We start from the raw sequence: 26,901 nt of genomic DNA, 5'->3' as shown, positions 1-26,901 counted from the left end.
TGGGAGAGTATGATGTTGCACAAGGCTAGAGACACGGTTCGATCGCTGCGGCTCGCGGCAGCGCTCGGGCCGGCGCTGCTGGCAGCCGGCGCTGCGGCGCAGGGGCTGACCGAGCAGCAGCAATTCGCCCGCGGCATCTACCAGGAGCTGGTCGAGATCAACACGACCACCGCGACCGGCGATACCCAGAAGGCGGCGGAGGCGATGGGCGCGCGGCTCCGCGCGGCGGGTTTCCCCGAGGCCGACGTCCACGTGTTCTCGCCGGCGCCGCACAAGGGCAATCTGGTGGCGCGGCTGCACGGCTCCGGCGCGCGCAAGCCGATCCTTCTGGTCGCCCATATCGACGTCGTCCCCGCCAACCGCGAGGATTGGTCGGTCGATCCGTTCAAGCTCACCGAGCAGGACGGCTATTTCTACGGCCGCGGCTCCAGCGACGACAAATACATGGCGTCCGCCTTCATCACCAATCTGATCCGCTACAAGAAGGAGGGCTACAAGCCCGATCGCGACATCATCGTCGCGCTCGAGACCGACGAGGAGATCCTCGATGCCAACGGTCTCGGCATGCAGTGGCTGATCAAGAACCACCGCGATCTGATCGATGCCGAGTTCGCGCTCAATGAAGGCGGCGGCGTCGGTCTCAAGAACGGCAAGGCGATCCGCAACAGCGTGCAGACCAGCGAGAAGGTCTCGATCGGCTACCAGCTCACGGTGAAGGATCGCGGCGGCCACTCGTCGCTGCCGCGCAAGGACAATGCGATCTATCACCTCGCCGAAGGCCTGGTGCGACTCTCCAAATACGACTTCCCGATGAATCTCAACGAGACCACGCGAATCTATTTCACCAAGACCGCCGAGGTCGACACGTCGCATGCCGACGATATCAAGGCCATTTTGGCGCCGCAGCCCGACCCGGCGGCGCTGGCGCGATTGTCGGAGAATCCGGGCTATAATGCGCAGCTCCGCACCACCTGCGTTGCGACCATGCTGGAGGGCGGCCACGCCATCAACGCGCTGCCGCAGCTGGCAACCGCCAAGGTGAACTGCCGGATCCTGCCCGGCGAGCCGGTCGAGGGCGTGCAGGCGACGATCGAGCGCGTGCTCGCCGACAAGCAGATCGCGGTGGCTCCGACCGGCAAGGCCGTGCTGAGCCCGCCGTCGCCCCTCAATGAGGACATCATGGGTTCGATCGAGAAGCTGTCGAAGGAGTTCTGGCCGGATGCGTCGATCGTTCCGGTCATGAGCACCGGCGCGACCGACGGCAGCTATCTGCGGAACGCGGGGATTCCGACCTATGGTCACTCCGGGCTGGCCGCCGATGTCGACGACAACCGTATCCATGGCAAGGACGAGCGCGTGCTCGTTAAGTCGTTCTACGAGGGCGAAGAGTATCTCTATCGCCTGGTCAAGATGCTCGCCGGCGGGAAATGATGGCTGACAGCAAGACAAGGACACGGGTTGCGGTCGCCGGCCTCGGCGCGATCGGCACCGACGTCGTCAAGGCGCTCGATCAGGGCATCGAGGGCCTCGCGCTGGTTGCGGTGTCGGCGAACAGCCCGGACAAGCATCGCGGCTGGGTGGCGGAGCTCAAGTCTGCGCCGAAGCTGGTGCCGATCGAGCAGCTGGCCGAGATTGCCGACATCGTGGTCGAATGCGCGCCGAGCAAACTGGTCCGTTCGATCGTGGCGCCGGTGGTCGAGCGCGGCAAGACCGCGGTTGTGCTCAGCGTCGGCGCGCTGCTGCAGAACGAGGACCTCGTCGATCTCGCGAAGGCCCATGGCGGCCAGATCATCGTGCCGACCGGCGCGCTGATCGGGCTCGATGCGGTGACCGCCGCGGCGATCGGGACCATTCATTCGGCGAGGCTGGTGACGCGCAAGCCGGTCGCGGGCCTCGTCGGCGCGCCGCATCTGGTCGAAAACAACATCCGGATCGAAGGCATCACCGAGCCGCTGCGCATCTTCGAGGGCAGCGCGCGCGACGCCGCAAAGGGCTTTCCGGCCAATCTCAACGTCGCGGTGGCGCTGTCGCTGGCCGGCATCGGCCCCGACCGCACGAGGGTCGAGATCTGGGCGGATCCGACCGTGACGCGCAACACCCACCGGATCGAGGTCGATTCCGATTCCGCGCGGTTCTCGATGATGATCGAGAACATTCCCTCGGAGAACCCGAAGACCGGCCGCATCACCGCGCTGTCGGTGATCGCCTGCCTGCGCAAGCTGCGCGCATCATTGCGGATCGGCACATGATGAAGATTGCGCCCGACGATCTGTTGCTGGTCATCGACGTGCAGAACGATTTCTGCCCCGGCGGTGCGCTGGCGGTCGCGGACGGCGATGCCGTCGTGCCGGTGGTCAACCGGCTCGCCGGGCGGTTCGACCATGTCGTGCTGACCCAGGACTGGCATCCGGCGGGCCACAGCTCGTTTGCGACCTCGCATCCGGGCGCGGCGCCGTTCTCCGAGATCGCCATGCCGTATGGGCCGCAGACGCTGTGGCCGGATCATTGCGTCCAGGGCAGCGTGGGCGCCGCGTTCCATCCCGACCTCGCCACCGAGCGGGCCGAGCTCGTGATCCGCAAGGGGTTCCGGGCTGCGATCGATTCCTATTCGGCGTTCTTCGAGAACGACCGCAAGACGCCGACCGGGCTCGCCGGCTATCTGCGCGAGCGCGGCCTCAAGCGCGTCGTGATGGCGGGGCTCGCCACGGACTATTGCGTGCAGTATTCGGCGCTCGATGCGCGCCGGCTCGGTTTCGAGACCACGGTGGCGCTGGCGGGCTGCCGCGCCATCGATCTCGGCGGTTCGCTTGCCGTCGCCACCGCGGCGATGCGCGCGGCCGGGGTGGAGCTTGTCGAGGTGCTCGTCTGAGCATCGCCAAAGAGAGGCAAAAACCGTTGTTTTGACTGGCTTTTTGTTCTAATCCCCAGCCGTTGATGATCACGCGCAGCGGAGCTTTCGTGTCGGGACAGGTTTTGCGGATTGGGACGCGCAAGAGCGCGATGGCGCTCGCGCAGACGGATGAGGTCGCGCGCCTGCTGCGCGCTTCGGCGCCGGACCTTGCCGTCGACATCGTCAAGTTCGAGACCCGCGGCGACCAGGACCAGACCAGCAAGCTGTTGCGCCATGGCGGCAAGGGCGGCGCCTTCGTCGCCGAGATCCGCGAAGCCATGCGTGCCGGCACGTTGCAGGCGGCGATGCATTCGCTGAAGGACGTGCCGGGCAACGAGGAGACGCCGGGTCTCGTCATCGCCGCGATGCTGGCGCGCGATGCCGCCAATGACAGCCTCGTGCTGCGTCCCGGCCTGTCGCTCGACACCCTCCGCGCCGCGCGCGGCAGGGGCTTCATGATCGGCACCAACGCCGTGCGCCGCGCCGCCTATCTGCGCCGCCTGTTTCCGGAAGCGACCGTGATCCATTATCGCGGCGCCGCCGACACGCGGGTGGCCAAGCTCGATCGCGGCGACAAGCAGCGGCTGCCCGGCGGCGGCGAGGTGGGGCCGGCGGATGCGCTGGTGATGGCGCGCTCGGGCCTGGAGCGCATCGGCATGACCGCACGCATCGCGCATGATTTCTCGGTCGGCGAGATGCTGCCGGCGGTCGGCCAGGGCATCGTCGCGGTGGAATGCGTCGAGACCGACTGGGCGACGCGTGCGCGGCTTGCCGGGATCGACAACGTGCAGTCGCGGCTCGCCGCCGAGGCCGAGCGCGAGGTGCTGTGGGTGCTCAACGGTCATTGCAATTCACCGATCGCCGGCCACGCCACGCTCGCGGGCAGCGAGATGACGCTGCGCGCCTCCGTGCTCGACGAGGCCGGCGCCGGCTTCATCGAGGTGACGCGGCGCGGGCCCGCGAATCGGCCGCGCGAACTCGGCCGCGCCGTGGGCATGGAGCTGTTGGAAAAGGGCGCCGCCGAGATCATCGCTCGCACCCGGATCGACGAATAGCGATATCCATCCCACGTCGTCCCGGCGAAAGCCGGGACCCATAACCACGAATGTTGGTTGTGGGACGATGCTGGGACCGCAGCTCGCTTGAACAACTACCGACGGTGGTTATGGGTCCCGGCTTTCGCCGGGACGACACCGGTGTGTGAGGCCTAATCCCGATCAGCCCGCAACGGCCAGCTGCCGATGATGCGGAAGCGCGATGCGCTGTCGGTCTGCTTGAACAGCGCGATGCGGTCGATTGCGAGCCGCGCGAGGTCGACCGCCGCGAACCGTGAGCGCAGCTGCGCCACGATCGGGCCGCGCCGCTCGTCGCTCAGCCGCCCTGTCAGCGTCATGTGGAAGCGGAACTCCTCCATGACGTAGGGATAGCCCCAGCGGTCAAGATAGTCGCACTGCCGCGCGGTGAGTTTCTCTGGCCTGCGGCGCGCGCGATCTTCCGGCGTCAGCGGCGCGCGGAACGCGTCGAATTCGGTGACGCTATCGGCGGCAAGCTGCTGCAGATCATCCGAGCGGCTGGCCGGGATCACCGCGATGAAGCCGCTGATTGCATCGACCACCGGTTCGATCACCGGAATGCGCCGCGCGCGGCCGGCGAAGGCGGCACAGGCATCGAGAAGCTCGGCCTCGCTCCGACCGTCGGCGAGCGCGGTGGGCGCTTTCAGCGTGGCGTGGAATCCATACTTGCGTGGATCTTCGGTCACCTCGCGCCAGTCGGACGCGACGCCATCGGGAAACGGCAGGTCGTCGCCCGACACCGCATCGTAGCCGAGCAGCGTCGAACCGAAGCGGTGCAGGGCGCTGTCGGGCGACGGCGCATAATAGATCGCGTAGCGCGGAGTGCTGGTCATAGGACTGGGCTACGCCGCCGCAACCGTCTTGCGCGGTGCGCGCGAATGAACGAGGCAGCTCGCGTCCGCCAGGTGCACCAGCCGTCCGGCCGCTATCACGGCGACGATGCGCGGCCGCAGCGGCACCTTGTCGTCGACGACGATGATGTCGGCACGGCGGCCCGCGGCGAGCACGCCGCGATCGGCGACCCCGGCCGCGCGGGCCGGCGCCGACGAGATCAGGTCCCAGGCCCTGGCGAGCGGCAGGATGCCGTCGTCGGCGAGGCGGAACGCCGCGAGCAGCTGCGCCGGATAGTAATAGTCCGACGCCAGCACCGAGCAGAGGCCCTGTGCGATCATGTCGGATGCCTTGGTCCAGCCGGTATGGCTGCCGCCGCGCACCACATTGGGCGCGCCGAACACGATGAAATCGCCCGCCGCCGCGGCGTCGCGCGCGGTCTCCTCGTTGACAGGGAATTCGGCGATCACAGCGCCCAGCGCGCGAAACTCCTGGCGCATCGCCGGGCTGTTGTCGTCATGCGAGAGCATGCGGATATCGGCCCCGCGCGCGGCGGCGGCCAGTCGCGCGATCGAGGCGGGCACCTCGGGGCGGCGCGCCACGACCCGGTCGAGCATGTCGTTGACGGCCTCGACGGAGAGCCCGGTGCGCTCGGCCAGCTGGTTGCGCTTCTTCGGCTTGACGTTGCTGTGGTCGTTGAAGGCGAACAGGTCGATGCGGCCTTCACTGAGCCATTGAATGATCTCGGCCTCGGCCTCGAGATTGTGGGTCTCGTGGCGCAGATGGAAGCGGGTGTCGGCGGCGAGCTGCGGCCGCAGCGCCTCGATCGCATCGAGCAGCTTGCGCGCATTCTCCGCGCTGCGCAGGCCGGGCTCCCACGACCAGGTCGTGCCGTGAAACACGGTGGTGATGCCGTTGGCGATCGCCTGCCGGTCGCTGTCAACAAGCGCCACGTCGGTCGGGAAGTCGACGCCGGGGCGCGGCATCATCTGCCGCTCGAACGCATCGCCATGCAGGTCGATGATGCCGGGCAGCACCAGGAGGCCACTGGCATCGATGTGAAGCGCGGCGCGACCCTGCTCGGCGTCGAGCGCGCCGATGTCGCGACCAGCGGTCCGCAGCGAGGTCTCGACCAAGGCGCCGTCAACCAGCGTGCGCCCGCCCTCGATGAAAATGTCCGTCACGATGCGGCGCTCCGTTGTTTGTTCTGTGATTGGGATACGGCCACGGCCTCGTACTTGTCGAGGAATTCCTCGACCGCGAGCTTGCGAAAGTCGGGCAGGACGCGGCGGAGCGTCTCGTGATCCCAGTCCCACCATGCGAGCGCGGCGAGGCGGTCGGCGATCGTCTCGGAGAAGCGCCGCTTCACGGGCCGCGCCGGATTACCGGCAACTATGGTGTATGCGGGAACGTCCTTGGTCACGATCGCGCCGGCAGCGACGACAGCGCCGGTTCCGATGTTCCGTCCTGGTAACAGGATCGCACCGTGCCCGATCCAGACGTCATGGCCGATATGCACGTGATGCGCACGTCGCCAGTTGAAGAAGTCGGTGTCGTCGCTCTCTCCGGGGAAATACGCGCTGGCGCGGTAGGTGAAATGCGCTTGAGTCGCGCGATGCATCGGGTGGTTGCCGGGGTTGATGCGGGTCATCGCCGCGATCGAGCAGAACTTGCCGATCGAGGTGTAGGTGATCTGGCTGTCGTTCACGACGTAGGAATAGTCATCCATGCTGACTTCAAGCAGGATCGTGCGCGCGCCGACCTCGGTATATTTGCCGAGCTTGCTCTCACGGACCGACGCGGTCGGGTCGACGGTCGGCACAACCGAGAGTGTTTTTCCGGCCATCAGGGCCTCCGCAAATCTTCAAGAATCTTGGGCTTCCGGGGGGATGCGCGCTCGTCATCGGGATGCTTGATGACAACATCATGACGTTGCGATGACGGCAAGGGAGCGACAAGGGAGGGGTGTGGACGATCGCCGCACCGCAGCGCTGTCGTCACATAACTGTAAAACGCCGGGGATAGCGATGGCCCAACGAGGCGCGGTTGGAGCATTACATGCTGGTGGTGGAAGGTTTGACGTGCCGTTTCGGCACGAAAGCCGCAGTCGACAACGCGTCCTTTTCGATCGCGCCGGGCAGCTTTGTCGGCGTGATCGGCCGCTCCGGCGCCGGCAAGTCGACGCTGCTGCGGATGATCAACCGTCTCGCCGATCCGACCTCCGGCCGTATCCTGTTCGAGGGCACCGACGTCACCGCGTTGCGCGGCAAGGAACTGCGGCGGTGGCGCGCGCGCTCGGCGATGATCTTCCAGCAGTTCAATCTGGTCGGCCGCCTTGATGTGCTGACCAACGTGCTGATGGGCCGACTGGCCCAGATTCCGTCATGGCGCTCGCTGGCGCAGGTCTGGCCGGAGCAGGACAGGGCGCTCGCACTGTCGGCGCTCGAGCAATTCGACATCGCCCAGCTGGCGGCGCAGCGCGCCGACCAGCTCTCCGGCGGCCAGCAGCAACGCGTCGCGATCGCCCGCGCGCTGGTGCAGGAGCCCGACATCATTCTCGCCGACGAGCCGATCGCCTCGCTCGATCCGCGCAACACCAAGATCGTGATGGACGCGCTGCTGCGCATCAACAAGCATTTCGGCATCACGGTGCTTTGCAATCTGCACTCGCTCGACCTGGCGCGGACCTATTGCGACCGCCTGGTCGGCATGGCCGCAGGTCGCGTGGTGTTCGATGGCGCCCCCGCGGCGCTCACCGACCATATCGCCCGCGAGCTCTATGACCTCGAGGCCAATGACGTCATCGGCGCAGCACCGCTGCCCGCGCCCGACGGTGCAACTGCGCCGGCACTCGGCACCGCAGCCGCGGCCTGAGCGTCGCGCATTTTTCAATCTGGGAGGCCGGGCATTTTGCCCGGCCAACAGGTGCAACTACAACAAAAGAGGGGTAGTCATGTTCACTCGTCGCATCATTCTGGCTGGCGCCGCCGCGCTGGCATTTGCCGGTTCGGCCTCCGCGCAGGACTGGAAGGCAAAGTATCCGGAGCTCACCTTCGCGGTGGTGCCGGCCGAGAACGCCTCCGGCGTCACCGAGCGCTGGACGCCGTTCGTGGCGTATCTGTCGAAGGAACTCGGCGTGAAGGTCACACTGCGCATCGCCAACGACTACGCGGCCGTCATCGAAGGCCAGCGCGCCGGCAACATCCAGATCGCCAGCTACGGCTCGGCCTCGTTCTCTCGCGCGCGCTTGACCGGCGTCAAGACCGACGCGTTCGCCAACGATATGAACGCCGACGGTTCGACCGGCTATTACTCGGTGTTCTTCGTCAAGGCGTCGAGCCCGTACAAGACCGTCGAGGACCTGAAGGGCAAGAATCTCGGCCTGGTCGATCCGAACTCGACGTCCGGCAACAACGTGCCGCGCTTCGAACTGAACAAGATGGGCATCGCGAACGCCGAAGGCTTTTTCGGCAAGGTCGTGTTCACCGGCAGCCACGAGAACGCCGTCCTGGCGCTGTCGCAGGGAACCGTTGATGTGGCCGCTAACCAGTGGACCAACGAGGACGATTCCACGCTCGCCCAGATGCTGACCAAGGGCATGCTGAAGAATGCCGACGGCTCGGCGATGAAGAAGGATGATTTCCGCATCATCCACAAGTCGGCGCTGATCATCAACGGCCCCTATGCGTACAACACCGATCTTCCGGAGGACCTGAAGGCCGCGATCGCAAAGGCCTTCTTCGACGCCCCGACCAAGGACAAGGCCGCCTTCGACCGTCTGTCCGACGGTCAGAAGAAGGGCTTCCATCCCGCCACCACCAAGGATTGGGACGGCACCATCGAGCTGATCAAGTTCGTCGACGGTTTGCGAAAGAAGGCGAGCTGATCGCACGCCTGACGTCACGAGGGTCGGGCGTATAGCCCGGCCCTTTCTCTCCACTCAACTCCGAACCGGACTGGCACGCGTCGATGGCGACCGCCGTATCCATTCTTCCAGCGCAGCAACTGGCGACGCTGGAGGACGCCTACCGCAAGTCCGTCGCACGCAAGCGGTTGAAGGCCGCGCTGGCAACGGCAGCATTCTGTACGGTGCTGGTGATCGCGGCGTTCGGCGCGGAAATGAACCTGCGCACGCTGTTCACCTATTTCGGCAATTTCGTCAGCTATTTCGATCGCATCCTGACGCTGGATTCCGGCGCGCGGGTCTGGACCGATCCCGCCGAATGGTTCTGGGGTTGGCATAAGTGGCTGAAGATGCTCGGCGAGACGATCCTGATCAGCTATGTCGGCACGCTGACGGGTGCCGTGCTCGCCTTCGCGCTCAATTTCTTCGCGGCCCAGAATACGTCGCCGGGCCCGTGGGTACGTTTCACGATCCGCCGCCTGCTGGAATTCGCCCGCACCGTCCCCGGCATCGTGTTCGCGCTGATCTTCGTGATCGCGTTCGGCCTCGGGGCCGATGGCCGGCGTGCTGGCGATCGCGATCCACACCACCGGGGCGCTCGGCAAGCTGTTCGCCGAGATCGTCGAGAATGCCGATATGAAGCCGGTCGAGGGCATCCGCTCCACCGGCGCGAGCTGGCTGTCCTGCATACGCTTTGCCGTGCTGCCGCAGGTCTCGGCCGGCTATGCCAGCTATGCGCTGCTGCGCTTCGAGATCAACGTCCGCGAGGCGTCGGTGATGGGCTTCGTCGGCGCAGGCGGCATCGGCCAGGAGCTGGTGGTCGCGATCCGCAAGTTCTACTATTCCGACGTCAGCGCCATCCTCATCACCATCATCGTCACCGTCTTCATCATCGACATCTCGACCGGCTGGCTGCGCGGCCGGCTGTTCGGCAAGGACACCCGTCGATGAGCCAGATGCCGAGGCCGGACACCACGGAACTGCGCGCGAAGTACCCCGACGTCTTCGAACGTCCCGCATCGGCACGGTTGGCGATGCCGGCCATGATCGCGGCGGCGCTCGCGATCTTCGTGTTCGGACTGGTCGATCTCGATTTCTCGCCGTCCAGGCTGATCGCGGGCCTCGGCCAGCTCGGCTGGATCACCATGCTGATGCTCCCGCCGAATCCGGGCTCGTCGTTCCCGCTCTACATGCAGGCGCTCGGCGAGACGCTGTCGATCGCGGTGCTCGGCACCACGCTTGCCGCGGTTTTGGCGCTGCCGGTCAGCCTGCTGGCGGCACGCAACATCATCCCCTCGAACCTGATCCGCTTTCCGGTGCGCCGCTTCCTGGACTCGATCCGCGGCGTCGATACGCTGATCTGGGCGCTGGTCTGGATCAACGTCGTCGGCCTCGGCCCGTTCGCCGGCGTGCTCGCGATCATGGTGTCGGACTTCGGCGCGTTCGGAAAGCTGTTCTCGGAGGCGATCGAGGCGGCGGATCGCAAGCAGGTCGAGGGCATCCGCGCCTCCGGCGGCAACGCGCTGCATGAAATCCGCTTCGGCCTGCTGCCGCAGGTGCTGCCCGTGATCGCCGGGCAGGTGCTCTACTTCATCGAGTCGAACACCCGTTCGGCCACCATCATCGGCATCGTCGGCGCCGGCGGCATCGGCCTGCAGCTTGCAGAGCAGATCCGCGTGCTGGAGTGGCAGAAGGTGTCGTTCCTGATCCTGATGATCCTGATCGCGGTCGCCGCGATCGACTTCATCTCGAGCAAGCTGCGCTTTGCCATCATCGGCCAGCGCGCCGTGGTGTAGAAAGTTACCTCGCCCCGCGCTTGCGGGGAGAGGTCGGATTGCGCAGCAATCCGGGTGAGGGGTGTTTCCCCGCACTCATATTTATCCGCTTTGTGGAGGCGGCCCCTCACCCCGACCCTCTCCCCGCAAGAGCGGGGCGAGAGAGCAGAGAAAGATCAGCCGTTCTCGACCAGAAACTCCACGCGCTCGGCGGCGAAGCGCGAGCGCTTGGCCACCAGCGGCTGGTCCAGCATGTCGACGTCGGTGGCGTCGACCACCAGCACCGGCCGTCCCAGCGGCAGGTCGAGCCGCGCGGCGTCGGTCGCATCGACGATCGCCGCGGTGATCCGGGTCGAGGCGCGGTGGTAGTCCTTGACGCCGTAATGCCCGAGCAGCTTCGTCATCGAGCGAACGTCGGCGAACACGCTGCCGGCATCGGGAAACCGCTCGGCCGACAGCCAGGTGGTGGAAACGCAGATCGGCGTCCGGTCGGCGAGCCGCACCGCTTCGATCCGGATCAGCGGCGCACCGATCTTCAGGCCGAGCTCGCGCGCGATCTCGCGGTTGGCGACATCGCTGCTCGCATCGATCAACTGGCCGCGCGGCTCGTGGCCGCCGGCGCCGACGATCTCGGAAAACCGCGTGCGTGAGCGCAAGGGATAGGCGAGGCGCTGGGCTTCGACATAGGTGCCGCTGCCGCGCTCGGCGCGCACCAGGCCGCGCTCGGCCAATGCGGCGAGCGCCCGCCGCACGGTGTGCCGGTTGACCCGGTACGTCTCGGCGATCTCCATCTCGCCGGGCAGCTTTTCGCCGGCGGCGAAGCGGCCGTCAGCGATGCCGCGCTCGATGCCGTCGGCGACCTGCCGCCACAAGGCGACGCCGGAACTTTCCTGCATGCTCATGGCGCGGTGATACCAGAAATCTTTGGTTTGTCACGAAACAGTCATGGCGCTCCGCTATCAAGTTGTCTAGTATCATAGACAACTTGATGCAAGCAAGGTTGCCAAAGGTTTGCCCATGAGTTCGACCGGACCAAACAGCAAACAGGCCCAGCGCAAAGCCGCGATGACGGTGCTGGCGCACGCCGCCGCTGCTGATATCGCCGGCAGGCTGGCGGCGGTCGCGGTGCCTGCGCATGAGAACCTGCGTGAGCCGGAAAATGGCCTTGTGATGCTGCGCGGGCGGATCGGCGGCGACGGTGCGCCGTTCAATCTCGGCGAGGCGACGGTGTCGCGAGCGGCGGTGCGGCTTGCGACCGGCGAGGTCGGCTTCGGCTACACGCTCGGCCGCGACGCGCGGAAGGCGCAGATGATCGCGCTGTGCGACGCCATGGTGCAGTCGGCGGAGTTGTCCGGCGAGGTGGAGGCCAAGGTGATCGCACCGCTGCGCGTCGCCATGAACGCCGAACGCGGCCGCAAGGCAGCGGAAACCGCGGCGACGCGGGTCGATTTCTACACGATGGTGCGCGGTGAGGGATGATGCAATGACGACGATTGCCGAAATGCCCGCGGGCTTTGCCGACAAGGTGCTGTCGGCGCAATCGACTTTCCGTTCCGTGATGGATGCGATGGCGCGCCCGGGCAGCGTGCAGCGCGTCGCCGCGAGCGTGGGAACGCCCGCCGGCATGATGCGCGGCGCGGCCGCGATCGCGCTGACGCTGTTCGATCACGACACGCCGATCTGGCTCGATGCTGCGATGTCGGCGACGCCGGACGTCGCCCGCTGGCTGAAGTTTCACGCCAGCGCGCCGGTGGTTACCGATTCATCGATCGCGAGCTTCGCTTTGATCGGCGATGCCGCGAGCCTGCCGGCGCTCGATCGCTTCGCATTCGGCAGCAGCGAATATCCTGACCGGTCGACCACACTGATCCTGCAGGTCGACAGCCTGTCGCAGGGGCCGGCCTTCGAGCTGAAAGGGCCCGGCATCGACGGCAGCGCCGTGCTGCAGGCGATGCTCAAGCCGCGCGACCTGTTCCAGCGGCTTTCGATCAACGAAGCCCTGTTCCCGCGCGGCATCGATGTCGTGCTGGTCCATGACGATGCCATTGTGGCGATCCCGCGCACCACGCGGCTGATCGCAAGCGGAGTGTAAGCGATGTATGTAGCCGTCAAGGGAGGCGAGCGCGCCATCGAGAACGCCCATCGTCTGCTCGCGCATGAGCGGCGCGGCGACCGCGAGGTACCCGAGGTGACGCTGGCACAGATCTCCGAGCAGCTCGCGCTCGGCGTCGACCGCGTGATGACCGAAGGTTCGCTCTACGACCGCGAGCTCGCGGCGCTCGCGATCAAGCAGGCGCGCGGCGACATGATCGAGGCGATCTTCCTGGTCCGTGCGTTCCGCGCCACGCTGCCGCGCTTTGGCGCCACCGAGCCGGTCAACACCGGCGAGATGCAGGTGCGGCGGCGGATCTCCTCGACCTTCAAGGACGTTCCGGGCGGCCAGATCCTGGGGCCGACCTTCGACTACACCCATCGCCTGCTCGATCCGCAGCTCGCGGAAGGCTTTGTGCCGGAGCAGCCGGCAGCCGCGGACGCCTCGCAGGCCGCCACGCCGCGGGTGACCGACATTCTCGGCCGCGATGGTCTGATCGAATCCTCGCCGCAGGCAGATAGCGACACGCCGGTCGGCGACCTCACGCGTGAGCCGCTGAGCTTTCCGGCCGACCGCGATTTGCGGCTGCAGAATCTGGCGCGCGGCGATGAGGGCTTCCTGCTCGCGCTCGGCTATTCGACGCAGCGCGGCTACGGCCGCAACCACCCGTTCGCCGGCGAGATCCGCTTCGGCGAGGTCGAGGTCGAGTTCTTCGCCGAGGACGCGGGCTTTGCCGTGCCGCTCGGCTCGATCGAATTGACCGAGTGCCAGATGGTCAACCAGTTCAAGGGCTCGACGACCGAGGCGCCGTGCTTCACCCGCGGCTATGGCCTCGCCTTCGGGCAGAGCGAGCGCAAGACCATGTCGATGGCGCTGGTCGATCGCGCGCTGCGTGCGCGTGAGCTCGGCGAGGAGGCGGCGGCGCCGGCGCAGGACGAGGAGTTCGTGATGTCGCACTCCGACAATGTCCAGTCGACCGGCTTCGTCGAGCACCTCAAGCTGCCGCACTATGTCGACTTCCAGTCCGAGCTCGGCCTGTTGCGCAAGCTGCGGCAGGAGTTCGCGGAAGCCAACGAAGCGGTGGAAATGCAGGAGGCCGCGGAATGAACGCGCCGACGTACAATTTCGCCTATCTCGACGAGCAGACCAAGCGCATGATCCGCCGCGCGATCCTCAAGGCGATCGCGATCCCCGGCTATCAGGTGCCGTTTGCGAGCCGCGAGATGCCGATGCCCTATGGCTGGGGCACCGGGGGCGTGCAGGTGACGGCCGCGATCCTCGGTCCCGACGACGTGCTGAAGGTGATCGACCAGGGCTCGGACGACACCACCAACGCGATCTCGATCCGCAAGTTCTTCGGCAAGACCGCGGGTGTCGCGACCACGACCTCGACCACCGACGCGACCGTGATCCAGACCCGGCACCGCATTCCAGAGGCGTCGCTGCATGCCGGGCAGGTGCTGGTCTATCAGGTGCCGATCCCCGAACCGCTGCGCTTCCTCGAGCCGCGCGAGACCGAGACGCGGCGCATGCACGCGCTCGCCGAATACGGGCTGATGCACGTCAAGCTCTACGAGGACATCGCGCGCTTCGGCCATATCGCCACCGCCTACGCCTATCCGGTGAAGGTCAACGCGCGCTACGTGATGGACCCGTCGCCGACGCCGAAATTCGACAATCCGAAGATGGACAATTGCGCGGCGCTGCAGCTGTTCGGCGCCGGCCGCGAGAAGCGCATCTACGCGATCCCGCCCTACACCACCGTGGTGTCGCTGGACTTCGAGGATCACCCGTTCACGCGCTACCGCTTCAACGCGCCCTGCGCGCTGTGCGGCGCCGACAATTCCTATCTCGACGAGATCGTCACCGACGACAAGGGCGGGCGGATGTTCGTCTGCTCCGACACGGACTTCTGCGAGCAGCGCCAGGCCGCCGGCCATCACGGCACCGAGAGCGCAGCGCCGCACAAGGAGAAGGCGCATGTCTGAGCTCTCGAGCCTCGACAACGACGAGCCGTTGCTGGTGGCCGAGGGGCTTGCCAAGAATTACGGCCGGCTTGCCGCCTGCCGCGACGTCTCGTTCGCGCTCTATCCCGGCGAGGTGCTGGCGATCGTCGGCGAGTCCGGCTCGGGCAAGTCGACGCTGCTGCAGCTGCTCTCGGCGCAGCTCGCGCCGAGCGCGGGCCGGGTGTGCTACCGGATGCGCGACGGCGTGCTGCGCGATCTCGCTGAACTCGGCGAGGCCGAGCGGCGCTTCCTGTTTCGCACCGACTGGGGCTTCGTGCACCAGGACCCGGCGCAGGGGCTGCGCATGGGCGTCTCGGCCGGCGCCAATGTCGGCGAGCGGCTGATGGCGGTCGGCTGGAATCATTACGGCCGCATCCGTGACACCGCGTCGACCTGGCTGGAGCGGGTCGAGATCGATACCGGCCGCATCGACGATGCGCCAAAGACCTATTCCGGCGGCATGCGGCAGCGGCTGCAGATCGCCCGCAACCTCGTCACCGAGCCGCGGCTGGTGTTCATGGACGAGCCGACCGGCGGCCTCGACGTCTCGGTGCAGGCCCGCCTGCTCGACCTGATGCGCAACCTCGTCAGCGAGCTCGGGCTTGCCGCGATCGTCGTGACCCACGATCTGGCGGTGGCGCGGTTGCTTTCGCATCGCGTGATGGTGATGAAGGGCGGCCGCGTCATCGAGACCGGCCTCACCGACCAGGTGCTCGACGATCCGCGTGAGCCCTATACGCAGCTGCTCGTTTCCTCGATTCTTCCGCCATGAGCGTGCCAATGACCGCGATGATCGAACTTGCCAACGCCGAGAAGACCTTCACCATGCATCTGCAGGGCGGCGTCGAACTGCCCGTGGTGCGCGGCGTCTCGTTCCACGCCGACCCGGGTGAGTGCGTGGTGCTGTCGGGCCCGTCGGGCGCCGGCAAATCCTCCATCCTGAAGATGATCTTCGGCAACTATCGCTGCGACAGCGGCCGGATCGGCATCCGCCATCACGGCAAGGTTGTCGACCTTGCCACCGCCGAGCCGCGCCAGGTGCTGAGCATCCGCCGCTCGACCATCGGCTATGTCAGCCAGTTCCTGCGCGCCGTGCCGCGGGTGGCGACGATCGACGTCGTCGCCGAGCCTTTGATCGTCAACGGCGTGGCGCGCGAGGAGGCCCGCGCGCGCGCCGGCCAGCTGCTGCGCCGGCTCAACATTCCGGAGCGGCTGTGGACCTTGCCGCCCTCGACCTTCTCCGGCGGCGAGCAGCAGCGCGTCAACATCGCACGCGGCTTCATCTCGGACCTGCCGATCCTGCTGCTGGACGAGCCGACCGCTTCGCTCGATGCGGCGAATCGCGCCGTGGTGGTCGAGCTGATCGCGGAAAAAAAGACCAAGGGCGTCGCGATGGTCGCGATTGTCCATGACGACGAAATCCGCCATCTGATCGCCGACCGCATCGTCGATGTGACCTCGTTCGCGGCTGCTGCCTGAAGGACCGTTTGAAATGACCGCCAAGCAAGACACCATCATCGGCAACGCCCGGCTGGTCCTCGCCGATCGCGTGATCGAGCAGGGCTGGGTCGCGATCGCTGATGGCAAGATCGCCGAGTTCGGCGAGGGCAGAGCGCCCGAGGCCGCCGAGGATGCCGGCGGCGACCTCCTGATGCCCGGGCTGATCGAGCTGCACACCGATCATCTCGAGATGCACTATGTGCCGCGGCCGAAGGTGTTCTGGAATCCGGTCGCGGCCGTGATCTCCTATGACGGTCAGCTCGCGACCTCAGGCATCACCACGGTGCTGGATTCGCTGCGGGTCTGGCGCGAGGATGGCGCCGAGGATGTCGACGGCCGCGCCGGCGTGCTGGCGGCGGCGATTGCGGCGGCGCGCGAGGAGAATCTGCTGCGCGCCGATCACTTCCTGCATCTGCGCTGCGAGGTCCCGATGCCGGACGTGGTTGCCGAGGCCAAGGAACTGATCGACCGGCCGGACGTGCGGCTGATGTCGCTGATGGACCACACGCCGGGCCAGCGCCAGTTCCGCGACGAGGTCAAGCTGCGCGACTACTATCGCGGCAAGGGCGGCGGCATGACCGACGCCCAGCTCGACGTGCTGTTCGCACGGCGCTTCGCCTATCAGAAGGAATATGCGGTGGCGAACACCCGCGCGATCGTCGCGCTGGCGCATGAATACCGGATCCCGCTGGCGAGCCACGACGATACCACGGATGAGAACGTGGTCGACGCCGTCAACGACAAGGTCGCGGTCGCGGAGTTCCCGACCACGATGGAAGCCGCGCGCGGGCTGCACGCCGCCGGCATCGACATCCTGATGGGCGCGCCGAACGTGGTGCGCGGCGGCTCGCACTCCGGCAACATTGCGGCCGTCGATCTCGCTAATGAAGGCATGCTCGATATCCTGTCGTCGGACTACATCCCGTCCAGCCTTTTGATGGCGGCGCTGCAGCTGCCGCGGCATGTGCCGGCGATCGATCTTGCTTCCGCCGTGCGCACTGTGACCAAGACGCCGGCCGAGGCGGTCGGGCTCAACGACCGCGGCGAGATCGCGGTCGGCCGGCGCGCCGACCTGATCCGTGTGCACGTCGCGCGCGATCTGCCTGTCGTGCGCAGCGTCTGGCGCGAAGGAGGGAGGGTCGCATGACCGTTGCATCCGTCGTCGCCGACCGGCGCGCCGGAATCGGCCCCGGCCGGCTGATTCTGGTGGTCGGCCCGAGCGGCGCCGGCAAGGATACGCTGCTGGGGTTCGCCAAAGCGGCCTGTGGCGATGATCGCGATGTCGTGTTTCCGCGCCGGCTGATCACCCGCCAGGCCTCGGCGTCGGAGGACAATGAGGAGGTCAGCGCGGAGAGCTTCCAGCGCGCGGTAGCCGCCGGCGACTACGCCATGCACTGGGAAGCGCACGGCCATCGCTACGCGCTGTCGCGGTCGATCAACGACGATATCGGCGCCGGACGCACCGTAATCGCGAACGTCTCGCGCACCGTGATCGCGGCGGCGCGCCGCAACTATGCCAACGCTGTCGTGGTGCTGGTCACGGCGCCGCCGGATGTGCTGGCCGCGCGGCTCGCAATGCGGGCGCGCAGCAGCGACGGTCTTCTCGAGCAGCGGCTGGCCCGCACCGTCGACGAGAGCACGTCGACGCCCGATTTCACCATCGTCAATTCCGGCACCGCCGACTATCATGCGCGACAGCTTGTCCGCATCATCAAGGGCGAACGCTGGGACGAGTAGCAACCAAAGGAGAACGGCACGAATGTCGGTGATCGAAACGGTCGAGCAACTTGAGGCGATCTACGGCTTCCCGAACGACGCGTCGACCGTGAAGGTCGCCGATCACGTGACGCCGCTCTATCGTGTGCTCATCGAGAAGTCGCCGTTCGTGTCGCTTGCGACCGCAGGCCCCGAAGGGCTCGATTGCTCGCCGCGCGGCGACCTGCCGGGCTTCGTGCGCATCCATGATGCGAAGACGCTGATGATGCCGGATCGCCGCGGCAACAATCGCTGCGATTCGCTGCGCAACATCGTTCGCGATCCCCGCGTCGGTTTGCTGTTCCTGATTCCGGGCTCAGGCAGCACGCTGCGCGTCAACGGCCGCGCTTATGTCACGGCCGAACCGGAGCTGCTCGCCTCCTTCATGATGGAAGGCAAGGCACCGCGCACGGTGATCGTAATGCATGTGGAGGAGATCTATTTCCAGTGTGCGCGCGCGATCGTGCGCTCCGATCTCTGGAATCCGGACAAGCGGGTCGATCCGAAGGTCTTGCCGACGCCGGGCCAGATCCTCGCCGAGATGAGCGAGCACACGGTCGGCGGCGAAAAATACGATCGGGAATGGCCGGAGCGCGCGCGGCAGACGATGTGGTGATGCGCCCGGACGGCTGGGAAGCATGATCCGGAAAAGTGCGAAGCGGTTTTCCCTGCGACAAACGCGAAGCGTTTGCGCGGAGATCATGCTCAAACAAAAGCGCTTATAGCGCGCTGACGATTGAACCCATCGCGCTTTAGGCCTCGGCGCGGTCTTCCCAGTCCTCCCAGGTCACGTCAGCATTGATCTCGAGGTAGCGCGCAACGGCAACGCCGATGGTGGGGAAGAAGTTATTCTCGCCGAGTTGCGCCAGCAGGCCGAATTTCTTCAGCTTGTCCTTGACGGGGTCCTTGAGCTCGGCAAAGCACAGCTCGATCTTCTGTGCGTGCAACGCCTCGTCCAACTCGGCGAGAATATCGCCCGCGGTCACGTCCACGCTGGTGACGGGCTCGGCCGTGACCACCAGCCAGCGCACCGGCGTCGGAGATTTCGCCACCGCATCCAGCGCACGTTCCTTGAAGAACTCGGCATTGGCAAAGAACAGCGGCGCATCCCACCGGAACAGCACCAGTCCGGGGATCTGGCGTGCGTCCGGATATCGCGTGATGTCGTGATAGCCCTTCACGCCGGAGGCGCGGCCCAGCACGGCGGAATGCGGCCGCCAGCCGTCCCACAGGAATTCGACGATGGCGAGCACGATGGCGAGGCCTATTCCGGGAATCACCCCCAGCACGGCCACGCCGACGAAGCAGACCATCGATAGCCAGAACTCCCACTGCTGAATGCGGTAGATTCGCCTGAGGTCGCTGATCTCAAACAGGCCGAGCGCAGCGGCGATGACGACGGCGGCCAACGCGGCGTTGGGCAAGTGCTGCAGCAAATTCGGCGCTATCAGCAGCAGGAAGGCGATGGCCAGCGCGCCGATGACGCTGGTCAATTGCGTGCGCGCTCCGGCAGCTTCCGCAACGGGCGTTCGCGATCCGCTGCTGCTGATCGGAAAACCCTGAAAGAAGCCGGCCGCCAGATTGGCCGCGCCGAGCCCCACCATCTCCTGGTTGGGATCAACGCGATCGCCCAACCGTCCTGCATAGGCGCGCGACAGGACGCTGGTATCGGCGAACGACACCAGCGCGACGGCGCAGCCGCCGATCAGCACCTGCACGATGTCGCCATAGCCGATCCGGGGAATGGCAAATCCCGGCAAGCCCTGGGGAAGCGAACCCAGGACCGTCACGCCGAAGCGGGCCCCGAGATCGAGAACCCCGGTGACGACCGTCGCGGCGACGACGGCAATGAGAATGCCGGGCAACCGCTTGTTCCGGGCGAGCAGCAGGATCACCGCCAGCGTCGCAAGGCCGATCCCGAGGGTCGCCCAATTCGTCTTTCCGTCGACGATTGCTTCGATGACCGCCCAGAGGCTGCGCAGAGGTCCATCGCCTTCAATGGAAAAGCCGAACAGCTTTGGCAGCTGGCTGATCAGCACGGTCAGGGCAATGCCGTTCATGTAGCCGTAGCGGATCGGCTTGGAGAGAAGCTCGGTCAGGAATCCCAGCCGCGCGATACCCGCGACGATGCATATCGTCCCGGAGACGACCGCCATCATGGCGGCCAAGGTTGCCGCACGCATCGGATCGCCGGCCGACGTCGGAACGACGACGCCGAGGATGATGGCCGCAAGCGCCGAGTCTGGCCCAAGGACAAGGATGCGGCTCGGCCCGAACAGCGCGTAGACGAGCAGCGGGATGATCGTCGCATAGAGCCCGTAGATGCCGGGCAGGCCGGACGCTTCCGCATAGGCGATGCCGACCGGGACCAGCATGGTCGCGAGCACAAGCCCGGCGACGATGTCGTGTGGAAGCCACGCCGCTTGATATCGACGCAGCGTGGTGAGACCTGGCAGCCAGCCGGTCCAATGCTTCATCGCCGGTCACTCCCAACGTCGTTGGGGCCGCAGGCGCTTGACGTGAACCGCTCTACCCCTTCAACCGCTCTACCCCTTCGCCTGCTCATCAAACGCCTTCAGCGACACCGCTGCAATCTCGCGCAGCGCGTTGCGGTCGGCGCCCGAGGAAGCCATCACGCACATGCCTGATGTCACCGCGGAGAGATAGCGGGCAAGGGTGGCCGGATCGGCGCTTTCGCCCAGGTCGCGTTCGGCCTTCGCGCGGACGAAACGCTCGTGCAACTGGTCCTCGGTTCGGGTGCGGCGCGCTGCCAGTTCAAACGGAACATTCTCCGAGCCGGTGCCGCAGGCAAGGCCGCCCTGCACCAGCAGGCAGCCGGGCGGGTTGGCGGGATCGGTCTGGGCGTCCGCGTGCTCCATCAGAAATCGTTCGGCCACCTCTCGGGCGGTGGAGGCGCCCAAAACCTTTTCCATCCAGGCGTCGCGCTTCTCGGTGTAGCGGTCGAGCGCGGCCTTCAGCAGACCCTCCTTGCTGCCAAAGGCGGCATAGAGGCTGGGCGGATTGATATTCATCGCCTCGGTGAGCTGCGCGATCGTCGCGCCCTCGTAACCATGGCGCCAGAACACATCCATGGCCTGGTCCAAAGCGGCGTCCGCGTCGAAAGCGCGGGGGCGTCCCATTCCCATTTTTCGTTGCTCCGTAAGCCGGGTGCCGTTTCTATGACGGATTGTCCCTGGCTTATCCTCTTGTTGCACGTGATGTTTTTCCGCGACTTCCCATTTCCCCATGAATGAGATAAGAAATTCATAGTGCTTGATACATAAGTATCTTGCGAACCGGCGTCCAGCTCCACATCTGTAGCGAACACTACAGATATCTGGAGCGCGTGAATGCCCTCGTCAATCCAAAATCCCCGTTCCGGCCGCTTCCGACGTGTCGTCGGCGGTATCGTGATCCTTGGCGCCCTCGCGGTGGCCGGTTCGATCGCGACCGGCCACTATTTTCATGCCGCACAGGCGACCGCGACTGCCGCGGCTCCCGAGCCGGCCGTCCCGGTCACCGTTGCCGTGATCCAGCCGCGGCCGACCACGCTGTTCGATGACTTCTCGGGCCGGCTCGAAGCCGTCGACCGTGTCCAGCTCCGGCCGCGGGTGGCCGGTGCGATCCTTTCGACCAACTTCACCGAGGGCGCGCTGGTGAAGTCCGGCGACATCCTGTTCAAGATCGACCCTGCGCCCTACGCCGCCGAGGTCGATCGCGCCCAGGCGCAGCTCGAGGCCGCCAAGGCCCGCGTCGTGTTCACCACGAGCGAAGTCGAGCGCGGCGCGCAGCTGGTTGGCAACAACATCGTGACCAAGCGCGATTTCGACCAGCGCGACAACGCCAACCGCGAGGCAGTCGCTAACGTCAAGGCCGCCGAGGCCGCGCTGCAGACGGCCAAACTCAATCTCGACTACACCGAGGTGCGGGCGCCGGTCGACGGCCGGGTCGGCAGGATCGAGGTCACCGTCGGCAATCTCGTCGCCGCCGGCACCTCGTCACCGGTCCTGACCTCGCTGGTCTCGGTCAATCCGATCTATGCGAGCTTCGATGCCGATGAGGAAGTGGTGCTGCGCGCGCTGAACTCGATCGCGGATGCCTCCGGCAAGCGCGGCAATCTCGACCAGATTCCGGTCGACATGGTGACGTCGGGCGGCCTCAGCGCCAAGGGGCACATCCAGCTCATCGACAACCAGGTCAACGGGCAGAGCGGCACCATCCGAGTCCGCGCCGTGTTCAAGAACGATGACGGCCGATTGATCCCGGGGCAATTCGCCCGTGTGCGCATGGGCCAGCCCAAGCAGCAGACGCTAGTGCTGATCGACGAGCGCGCCGTCGGCACCGACCAGGACAAGAAGTTCGTGATGCTGGTCGGCGACGACAGCCGCGCCGTCTATCGTTCCATCACGCTTGGCGGCTCGGTCGATGGCCTGCGGATCGTCACCGCCGGCCTGAAATCCGGCGACCGCATCGTCGTCAACGGCCTGCAGCGCGTGCGTCCCGGCGCACTCCTGAAGATGGAAGTCGCCGAAATGGGCGCGCGCGGCATGCAGCAGGCATCCACTGAAACCAACCAGCACGTCGTGCAGCGCTAGGCGCTGCACGCGGGGGCGGAGCCATGAATCTCTCAAAATTCTTTATCGACCGGCCGATCTTCGCCGGCGTGCTTTCGATCCTGATCTTCCTGGCCGGCCTGATCTCGCTGCTGGCGATGCCGATCTCGGAATATCCCGACGTGGTGCCGCCGTCGGTCGTGGTGCGCGCGACCTATCCCGGCGCCAATCCGAAGGTGATCGCCGAGACGGTCGCGACCCCGATCGAGGAGCAGATCAACGGCGTCGAAGGCATGCTCTACATGTCGAGCCAGGCGACCACCGACGGCGCGATGACGCTGACGGTGACGTTCCGGCTCGGCACCGACCCCGACAAGGCGACCCAACTGGTGCAGAATCGCGTGCAGCAGGCCGAGCCGCGCCTGCCGGCTGTGGTGCGCCAGCTCGGCATCATCACCAAGAAGAGCTCGCCCGACCTCACCATGGTCGTGCATCTGCTGTCGCCGAACAACCGCTATGACATGACGTATCTGCGCAACTACGCGGTACTCAACGTCAAGGACCGGCTGGCGCGGATCGACGGCGTCGGCGACGTCCAGCTCTATGGCGCCGGCGACTATTCGATGCGGGTCTGGGTCGATCCGCAGAAAGCCGCCGAGCATTCGCTGACCGCGAGCGACGTCGTACGCGCGATCCAGGCCCAGAACGTCGAGGCTGCCGCCGGCGTGGTCGGCTCCTCGCCCAGCGTCAAGGGCATCGACCTCCAGCTCTCCGTCAACGCCGAGGGACGGCTCTCGACCGAGGAGCAGTTCGGCGACATCGTGGTGAAGACAGGTTCGGCCGGCGAGGTGGTGCGGCTGCGCGACGTCGCGCGGGTCGAGCTCGGCGCCTCCGAATACGGCCTGCGCTCGCTGCTTGACAACAAGCAGGCGGTCGCGATCCCGATCTTCCAGGCGCCGGGGTCGAATGCGCTGGAGATCTCCGACCATGTCCGCGCCACGATGGCCGAGATCAAGAAGAACATGCCGGAAGGCGTGTCCTACCAGATCGTCTACGATCCGACCCAATTCGTGCGTTCGTCGATCGAGGCTGTCATCCACACGCTGCTCGAGGCGGTCGCCCTCGTCGTGCTGGTCGTGATCCTGTTCCTGCAGACCTGGCGCGCCTCGATCATCCCATTGATCGCGGTCCCGGTGTCGATCGTCGGCACTTTCGCGGTGATGCATGTGTTCGGCTTCTCGATCAACGCGCTCAGTCTGTTCGGCCTGGTGCTGGCGATCGGCATCGTGGTCGACGACGCCATCGTCGTGGTCGAGAACGTCGAGCGCAACATCGAGTCCGGCTTGTCGCCGCGCGATGCCACCAACCAGGCGATGCGCGAAGTGTCCGGCCCGATCATCGCGATCGCGCTGGTCCTGATCGCGGTGTTCGTGCCGCTGGCCTTCATCTCCGGCCTCACCGGACAGTTCTACAAGCAGTTCGCGCTGACCATCGCGATCTCGACCGTGATATCAGCGATCAACTCGCTGACGTTGTCGCCGGCGCTGTCGGCGCTGCTGCTGAAGGGGCATCACGAGCCGAAGGACTGGCTGACCCGGATCATGGAAAGGTCGCTTGGCTGGTTCTTCCGCGGCTTCAACAAGGTCTTCACCAAGTCCTCCGAGAACTACGGCCGCACCGTCACCAAGGTGATCTACGGCAAGGCCGTGGTTATCGGCCTCTATGTGCTGCTGATCGGCCTGACCGGCGTGCTGTTCAAGCAGGTGCCGAGCGGCTTCGTGCCGGGCCAGGACAAGCAGTATCTGGTCGGCTTTGCGCGGCTGCCCGATGGCGCGACGCTCGACCGCACCGAGGAAGTGATCCGCAAGATGAGCGACATCGCGCTGACCCAGCCCGGCGTCGAAAGCTCGGTGGCGTTCCCCGGCCTGTCGATCTCCGGCTTCACCAACTCCTCCAACGCCGGCATCGTGTTCTCGACCTTGAAGCCGTTCGACGAGCGCAAGGATCCCTCGCTCAGCGGTCCGGCGATCGCGGCGGCGCTCAACAAGAAATATGCCGGCATCCAGGATGCCTTCATCGCCATGTTCCCGCCGCCGCCGGTCAACGGCCTCGGCACCATCGGCGGCTTCAAGCTGCAGATCGAGGACCGCGCCGGCCTCGGCTATGAAGCACTGAACGACGCGACCAAGGCGTTCATGGCGGCGATGCAGAAGGCGCCGGAAATTGCCGGCGTGTTCTCGAGCTTCCAGGTCAACGTGCCGCAGTTGTTCGCCGATATCGACCGCACCAAGGCACTCCAGCTCGGCGTGCCCGTCACGGAGGTCTTCAATACGCTGCAGATCTATCTCGGCTCCTACTATGTGAACGACTTCAACAAATTCGGCCGCACCTATTCGGTCTATGTGCAGGCCGACGCGCCGTTCCGCGCGCGTGCCGACGACATCAGGCAGCTGAAGGTGCGCTCGTCGTCGGGCGACATGGTGCCGCTGTCGGCCCTGCTGAAGGTCCGCCAGAGCGCGGGGCCGGAACGCGCGATCCGCTACAACGGCTTCCTGTCGTCGGATATCAACGCGGCTGCCGCGCCGGGCTATTCCTCCGGCCAGGCCCAGGAGGCGGCGACGCGGATCGCGGCCGAAGTGCTGCCGCCCGGCTTTGCCTTCGAATGGACCGACCTGACCTATCAGGAGTTCATCGCCGGCAACTCCGGAATCTGGGTGTTTCCGCTGGCGATCCTCTTGGTGTTCCTGGTGCTCGCCGCGCTCTATGAAAGCCTGGCGCTGCCGCTCTCGATCATCATGATCGTGCCGATGGGGCTATTGGCCGCGATGTTCGGGGTCTGGCTGTCGAAGGGCGACAACAACGTCTTCACCCAGATCGGCCTGATCGTGTTGGTCGGATTGTCGGCCAAGAACGCCATCCTGATCGTCGAATTCGCGCGCGAGCTCGAATTCGCCGGGCGGTCACCGATCCGTGCCGCGATCGAGGCGAGTCGCTTAAGGCTGCGACCGATTCTGATGACGTCGATGGCCTTCATCATGGGCGTGCTGCCGCTGGTGCTGTCGACCGGCGCGGGCTCGGAGATGCGGCGCGCGATGGGCGTTGCGGTGTTCTCCGGCATGATCGGCGTCACGGTGTTCGGCCTGTTCCTGACGCCGGTGTTCTACGTGCTGCTGCGCAGCCTCACCGGGATGAAGCCGCTGACGCAGCACGGCGAGACGACCATCCCTGGAAAAGCACACGCGGCATGATGCCGCGTATGTAAGCTTGATGTCAGCTTCGAACGGAATCAGGCTGCGATATCGAGCAGCAACAGTGACGAACCGCGGACCAGCACCTTGCGGCCCGCGGGCGTCAGCTCAAACGAGTCTCCTCGCACCGCAACATAGCCGAGCGTGATCAGGCTCTCGACGGCAAACCGGTTCAGCCGGGTAGGGTTTGCTGCGGGAGCCCGCAGCGCTTTCAGCGCATCCCATTGATCGGGTCTGAGTTCGAATTCTTCGCTCATCGGTCCAGGCACTCCAGAAGTTCTTGGCGTGCGAGATACAGAGCGCAGATGAATTTCGTGCGACCACAACGAGTCAGGATTTCGATTTATGTGGACGCGTCGTCACATCGCTGTGTCATTGGAATACTTCAATTTTTTCGAATCATTACGGCGCAATGACGCGTGATTTCGTCACAGTGATTAATCCCAAATTGTCACACGGGTTAACCGTCTCGATTAACCGCGCCGCACGCTTGCGCCACCATCGACCGGCAACGTGACACCGGTCACGAAGTTCGCTTCATCGGAGGCGAGAAACAGCGCGGCATTGGCGACGTCCCAGCCGGTGCCCATCTTGTGGCGCAGCGGCACCTTGCTGTCGCGCTCGGCCTCGACCTCGGCGCGGCTCTTCTTGAATTCGCGGGCGCGGGTGTCGACCGCCATCGGCGTGTTCATCAATCCCGGCAGGATCACGTTTGCGCGAATGCCATATTGCGCATTCTGGTAGGCGAGCTGTTCGGTGAAGGCGATCATCGCCGACTTGGTCGCCTTGTAGGCGACGTAAGGATAGGTCGTGATCGCGGCCATCGACGAGATGTTGATGATCGAGCCGCGCTGCTGCGTGCGCATGATCGGGATCACATGCTTGGCGGCCAGGATGCAGCTCTTCAGATTGATCGCCACGCAGCGATCGAACGCCTCCTCTGATATGTCCAGCAGTTCGGCGTCGCCGCCGGAGAGGCTGACGCCGACATTGTTGTGCAGGATATCGACGCTGCCCCAGCGGCCATGTGCGTCAGCCACCATCGCCTTGATGTCGGCATTTTTGGTGACGTCGGCCTTGAAGGCGACTGAAGTCCCGCCCTTGGCCGCGATCAGGTCGACGGTCTCCTGCGCCGATGCCAGATTGTGATCGACGCACAGCACCCTGGCGCCTTCGCGCGCGAAGGTCAGCGCGGTGGCGCGGCCGTTGCCGATGCCCTCGCCGGGGCTCTGGCCGCCGCCGACGACGATGGCGACGCGATCTTGCAGGCGCAT

At 65.8% G+C, this 26,901-nt stretch carries 26 protein-coding genes and 1 pseudogene; 19 read left to right on the top strand and 8 right to left on the bottom strand.

Going from position 1 to position 26,901, the window contains the following annotated elements:
* Positions 1–12 precede the first annotated feature (12 nt).
* The 4 genes from ACVIYL_RS42315 (at position 13) to hemC (ending at position 3,945) form a co-directional block, all read left to right on the top strand.
* Entirely contained in the window at positions 13–1,431 is a 1,419-nt protein-coding gene (locus tag ACVIYL_RS42315) for a M20/M25/M40 family metallo-hydrolase (RefSeq protein ID WP_456781414.1), read from the top strand.
* On the top strand, positions 1,431–2,249 hold the full coding sequence (locus ACVIYL_RS42310; RefSeq protein ID WP_310883201.1) for an aspartate dehydrogenase: 819 nt from the start codon (positions 1,431–1,433) through the stop codon (positions 2,247–2,249). The genes ACVIYL_RS42315 and ACVIYL_RS42310 overlap by 1 nt, the downstream gene beginning before the upstream one ends.
* Positions 2,249–2,869, top strand: a complete 621-nt coding sequence (pncA, locus tag ACVIYL_RS42305; RefSeq protein ID WP_456781954.1) for a bifunctional nicotinamidase/pyrazinamidase — start codon at positions 2,249–2,251, stop codon at positions 2,867–2,869. The genes ACVIYL_RS42310 and pncA overlap by 1 nt, the downstream gene beginning before the upstream one ends.
* Positions 2,870–2,934: 65 nt before the next feature.
* Positions 2,935–3,945, top strand: coding sequence for a hydroxymethylbilane synthase (gene hemC, locus ACVIYL_RS42300; RefSeq protein WP_456781413.1), 1,011 nt, complete (start codon positions 2,935–2,937; stop codon positions 3,943–3,945).
* A gap of 152 nt (positions 3,946–4,097) precedes the next feature.
* Here the strand turns inward: hemC and ACVIYL_RS42295 are convergent, their stop codons facing one another.
* The 3 genes from ACVIYL_RS42295 to ACVIYL_RS42285 are packed head-to-tail and all read right to left on the bottom strand — an operon-like array spanning position 4,098 to position 6,640.
* Positions 4,098–4,796 carry a DUF1045 domain-containing protein gene (locus tag ACVIYL_RS42295; protein ID WP_456781412.1) on the bottom strand — a complete coding sequence of 233 codons (699 nt, stop codon included), beginning with the start codon at positions 4,794–4,796 and terminating at the stop codon, positions 4,098–4,100.
* A gap of 9 nt (positions 4,797–4,805) precedes the next feature.
* Entirely contained in the window at positions 4,806–5,978 is a 1,173-nt protein-coding gene (locus ACVIYL_RS42290; protein WP_456781411.1) for an alpha-D-ribose 1-methylphosphonate 5-triphosphate diphosphatase, read from the bottom strand.
* Positions 5,975–6,640: a transferase hexapeptide repeat family protein gene (locus ACVIYL_RS42285; protein WP_456781410.1), complete on the bottom strand. Its 666-nt coding sequence runs from the start codon at positions 6,638–6,640 to the stop codon at positions 5,975–5,977. The genes ACVIYL_RS42290 and ACVIYL_RS42285 overlap by 4 nt, the downstream gene beginning before the upstream one ends.
* 212 nt (positions 6,641–6,852) lie before the next feature.
* Between ACVIYL_RS42285 and phnC the strand changes: the two genes are divergently transcribed.
* From phnC to phnE (ACVIYL_RS42265), 4 genes and pseudogenes are all read left to right on the top strand, one after another.
* Positions 6,853–7,668: a phosphonate ABC transporter ATP-binding protein gene (phnC, locus tag ACVIYL_RS42280; protein WP_028334545.1), complete on the top strand. Its 816-nt coding sequence runs from the start codon at positions 6,853–6,855 to the stop codon at positions 7,666–7,668.
* Positions 7,669–7,747: 79 nt separating this feature from the next.
* Complete coding sequence (gene phnD / locus ACVIYL_RS42275) at positions 7,748–8,680, top strand: phosphonate ABC transporter substrate-binding protein (protein ID WP_057018814.1); 933 nt, start codon at positions 7,748–7,750, stop codon at positions 8,678–8,680.
* A gap of 83 nt (positions 8,681–8,763) precedes the next feature.
* Positions 8,764–9,649 (top strand): annotated as a pseudogene (phnE, locus tag ACVIYL_RS42270) (phosphonate ABC transporter, permease protein PhnE).
* Positions 9,646–10,494 (top strand): phosphonate ABC transporter, permease protein PhnE, encoded by an 849-nt coding sequence (gene phnE / locus ACVIYL_RS42265; RefSeq protein ID WP_456781409.1) that lies wholly within the window; start codon positions 9,646–9,648, stop codon positions 10,492–10,494. The pseudogene phnE (ACVIYL_RS42270) and the gene phnE (ACVIYL_RS42265) overlap by 4 nt, the downstream one beginning before the upstream one ends.
* 155 nt (positions 10,495–10,649) lie before the next feature.
* On the opposite strand, the gene phnF is transcribed toward phnE (ACVIYL_RS42265), so the two are convergent.
* On the bottom strand, positions 10,650–11,375 hold the full coding sequence (gene phnF, locus ACVIYL_RS42260) for a phosphonate metabolism transcriptional regulator PhnF (RefSeq protein ID WP_456781408.1): 726 nt from the start codon (positions 11,373–11,375) through the stop codon (positions 10,650–10,652).
* 115 nt (positions 11,376–11,490) lie between these two features.
* Between phnF and phnG the strand changes: the two genes are divergently transcribed.
* Genes phnG through ACVIYL_RS42215 form a run of 9 tightly spaced genes read left to right on the top strand, consistent with a single transcriptional unit; the run spans position 11,491 to position 18,442 of the window.
* Positions 11,491–11,952: a phosphonate C-P lyase system protein PhnG gene (gene phnG, locus ACVIYL_RS42255; protein ID WP_456781407.1), complete on the top strand. Its 462-nt coding sequence runs from the start codon at positions 11,491–11,493 to the stop codon at positions 11,950–11,952.
* 4 nt (positions 11,953–11,956) lie between these two features.
* Positions 11,957–12,565: a phosphonate C-P lyase system protein PhnH gene (phnH, locus tag ACVIYL_RS42250; RefSeq protein ID WP_456781406.1), complete on the top strand. Its 609-nt coding sequence runs from the start codon at positions 11,957–11,959 to the stop codon at positions 12,563–12,565.
* Positions 12,566–12,568: 3 nt separating this feature from the next.
* Positions 12,569–13,672 (top strand): carbon-phosphorus lyase complex subunit PhnI, encoded by a 1,104-nt coding sequence (locus ACVIYL_RS42245; RefSeq protein WP_456781405.1) that lies wholly within the window; start codon positions 12,569–12,571, stop codon positions 13,670–13,672.
* Complete coding sequence (locus ACVIYL_RS42240) at positions 13,669–14,553, top strand: alpha-D-ribose 1-methylphosphonate 5-phosphate C-P-lyase PhnJ (RefSeq protein ID WP_016846424.1); 885 nt, start codon at positions 13,669–13,671, stop codon at positions 14,551–14,553. The genes ACVIYL_RS42245 and ACVIYL_RS42240 overlap by 4 nt, the downstream gene beginning before the upstream one ends.
* The gene (gene phnK, locus ACVIYL_RS42235; RefSeq protein WP_028339544.1) at positions 14,546–15,343 is read left to right on the top strand and encodes a phosphonate C-P lyase system protein PhnK; all 798 of its coding nucleotides are present in this window, start codon (positions 14,546–14,548) and stop codon (positions 15,341–15,343) included. Before ACVIYL_RS42240 ends, phnK begins: the two co-directional genes overlap by 8 nt.
* 8 nt (positions 15,344–15,351) lie before the next feature.
* Complete coding sequence (phnL, locus tag ACVIYL_RS42230) at positions 15,352–16,050, top strand: phosphonate C-P lyase system protein PhnL (protein ID WP_225646316.1); 699 nt, start codon at positions 15,352–15,354, stop codon at positions 16,048–16,050.
* A gap of 13 nt (positions 16,051–16,063) precedes the next feature.
* The gene (locus ACVIYL_RS42225; RefSeq protein ID WP_456781404.1) at positions 16,064–17,218 is read left to right on the top strand and encodes an alpha-D-ribose 1-methylphosphonate 5-triphosphate diphosphatase; all 1,155 of its coding nucleotides are present in this window, start codon (positions 16,064–16,066) and stop codon (positions 17,216–17,218) included.
* Positions 17,215–17,808: a phosphonate metabolism protein/1,5-bisphosphokinase (PRPP-forming) PhnN gene (gene phnN / locus ACVIYL_RS42220; protein ID WP_225646314.1), complete on the top strand. Its 594-nt coding sequence runs from the start codon at positions 17,215–17,217 to the stop codon at positions 17,806–17,808. Before ACVIYL_RS42225 ends, phnN begins: the two co-directional genes overlap by 4 nt.
* Positions 17,809–17,830: 22 nt before the next feature.
* The gene (locus tag ACVIYL_RS42215) at positions 17,831–18,442 is read left to right on the top strand and encodes a pyridoxamine 5'-phosphate oxidase family protein (protein WP_057015434.1); all 612 of its coding nucleotides are present in this window, start codon (positions 17,831–17,833) and stop codon (positions 18,440–18,442) included.
* Positions 18,443–18,578: 136 nt separating this feature from the next.
* On the opposite strand, the gene ACVIYL_RS42210 is transcribed toward ACVIYL_RS42215, so the two are convergent.
* Both ACVIYL_RS42210 and ACVIYL_RS42205 read right to left on the bottom strand, forming a co-directional pair.
* Positions 18,579–20,303, bottom strand: coding sequence for a SulP family inorganic anion transporter (locus ACVIYL_RS42210; RefSeq protein ID WP_456781403.1), 1,725 nt, complete (start codon positions 20,301–20,303; stop codon positions 18,579–18,581).
* Between the two features lie 69 nt (positions 20,304–20,372).
* Positions 20,373–20,972, bottom strand: coding sequence for a TetR/AcrR family transcriptional regulator (locus ACVIYL_RS42205; RefSeq protein WP_050387852.1), 600 nt, complete (start codon positions 20,970–20,972; stop codon positions 20,373–20,375).
* A gap of 204 nt (positions 20,973–21,176) precedes the next feature.
* On the opposite strand from ACVIYL_RS42205, the gene ACVIYL_RS42200 reads away from it, so the two are divergent.
* Complete coding sequence (locus ACVIYL_RS42200) at positions 21,177–22,421, top strand: efflux RND transporter periplasmic adaptor subunit (RefSeq protein ID WP_141341806.1); 1,245 nt, start codon at positions 21,177–21,179, stop codon at positions 22,419–22,421.
* A gap of 23 nt (positions 22,422–22,444) precedes the next feature.
* Entirely contained in the window at positions 22,445–25,627 is a 3,183-nt protein-coding gene (locus ACVIYL_RS42195; protein ID WP_076828993.1) for an efflux RND transporter permease subunit, read from the top strand.
* 38 nt (positions 25,628–25,665) lie between these two features.
* On the opposite strand, the gene ACVIYL_RS42190 is transcribed toward ACVIYL_RS42195, so the two are convergent.
* Positions 25,666–25,884 carry a hypothetical protein gene (locus ACVIYL_RS42190; RefSeq protein WP_168857210.1) on the bottom strand — a complete coding sequence of 73 codons (219 nt, stop codon included), beginning with the start codon at positions 25,882–25,884 and terminating at the stop codon, positions 25,666–25,668.
* 216 nt (positions 25,885–26,100) lie between these two features.
* On the bottom strand, positions 26,101–26,901 hold the full coding sequence (locus ACVIYL_RS42185) for an SDR family NAD(P)-dependent oxidoreductase (protein ID WP_456781402.1): 801 nt from the start codon (positions 26,899–26,901) through the stop codon (positions 26,101–26,103).

Source organism: Bradyrhizobium sp. USDA 3315 (assembly GCF_054056795.1).
The sequence above is the reverse complement of the archived record's forward strand: the minus strand, read 5'-3'. Positions and strand labels throughout refer to the sequence as shown.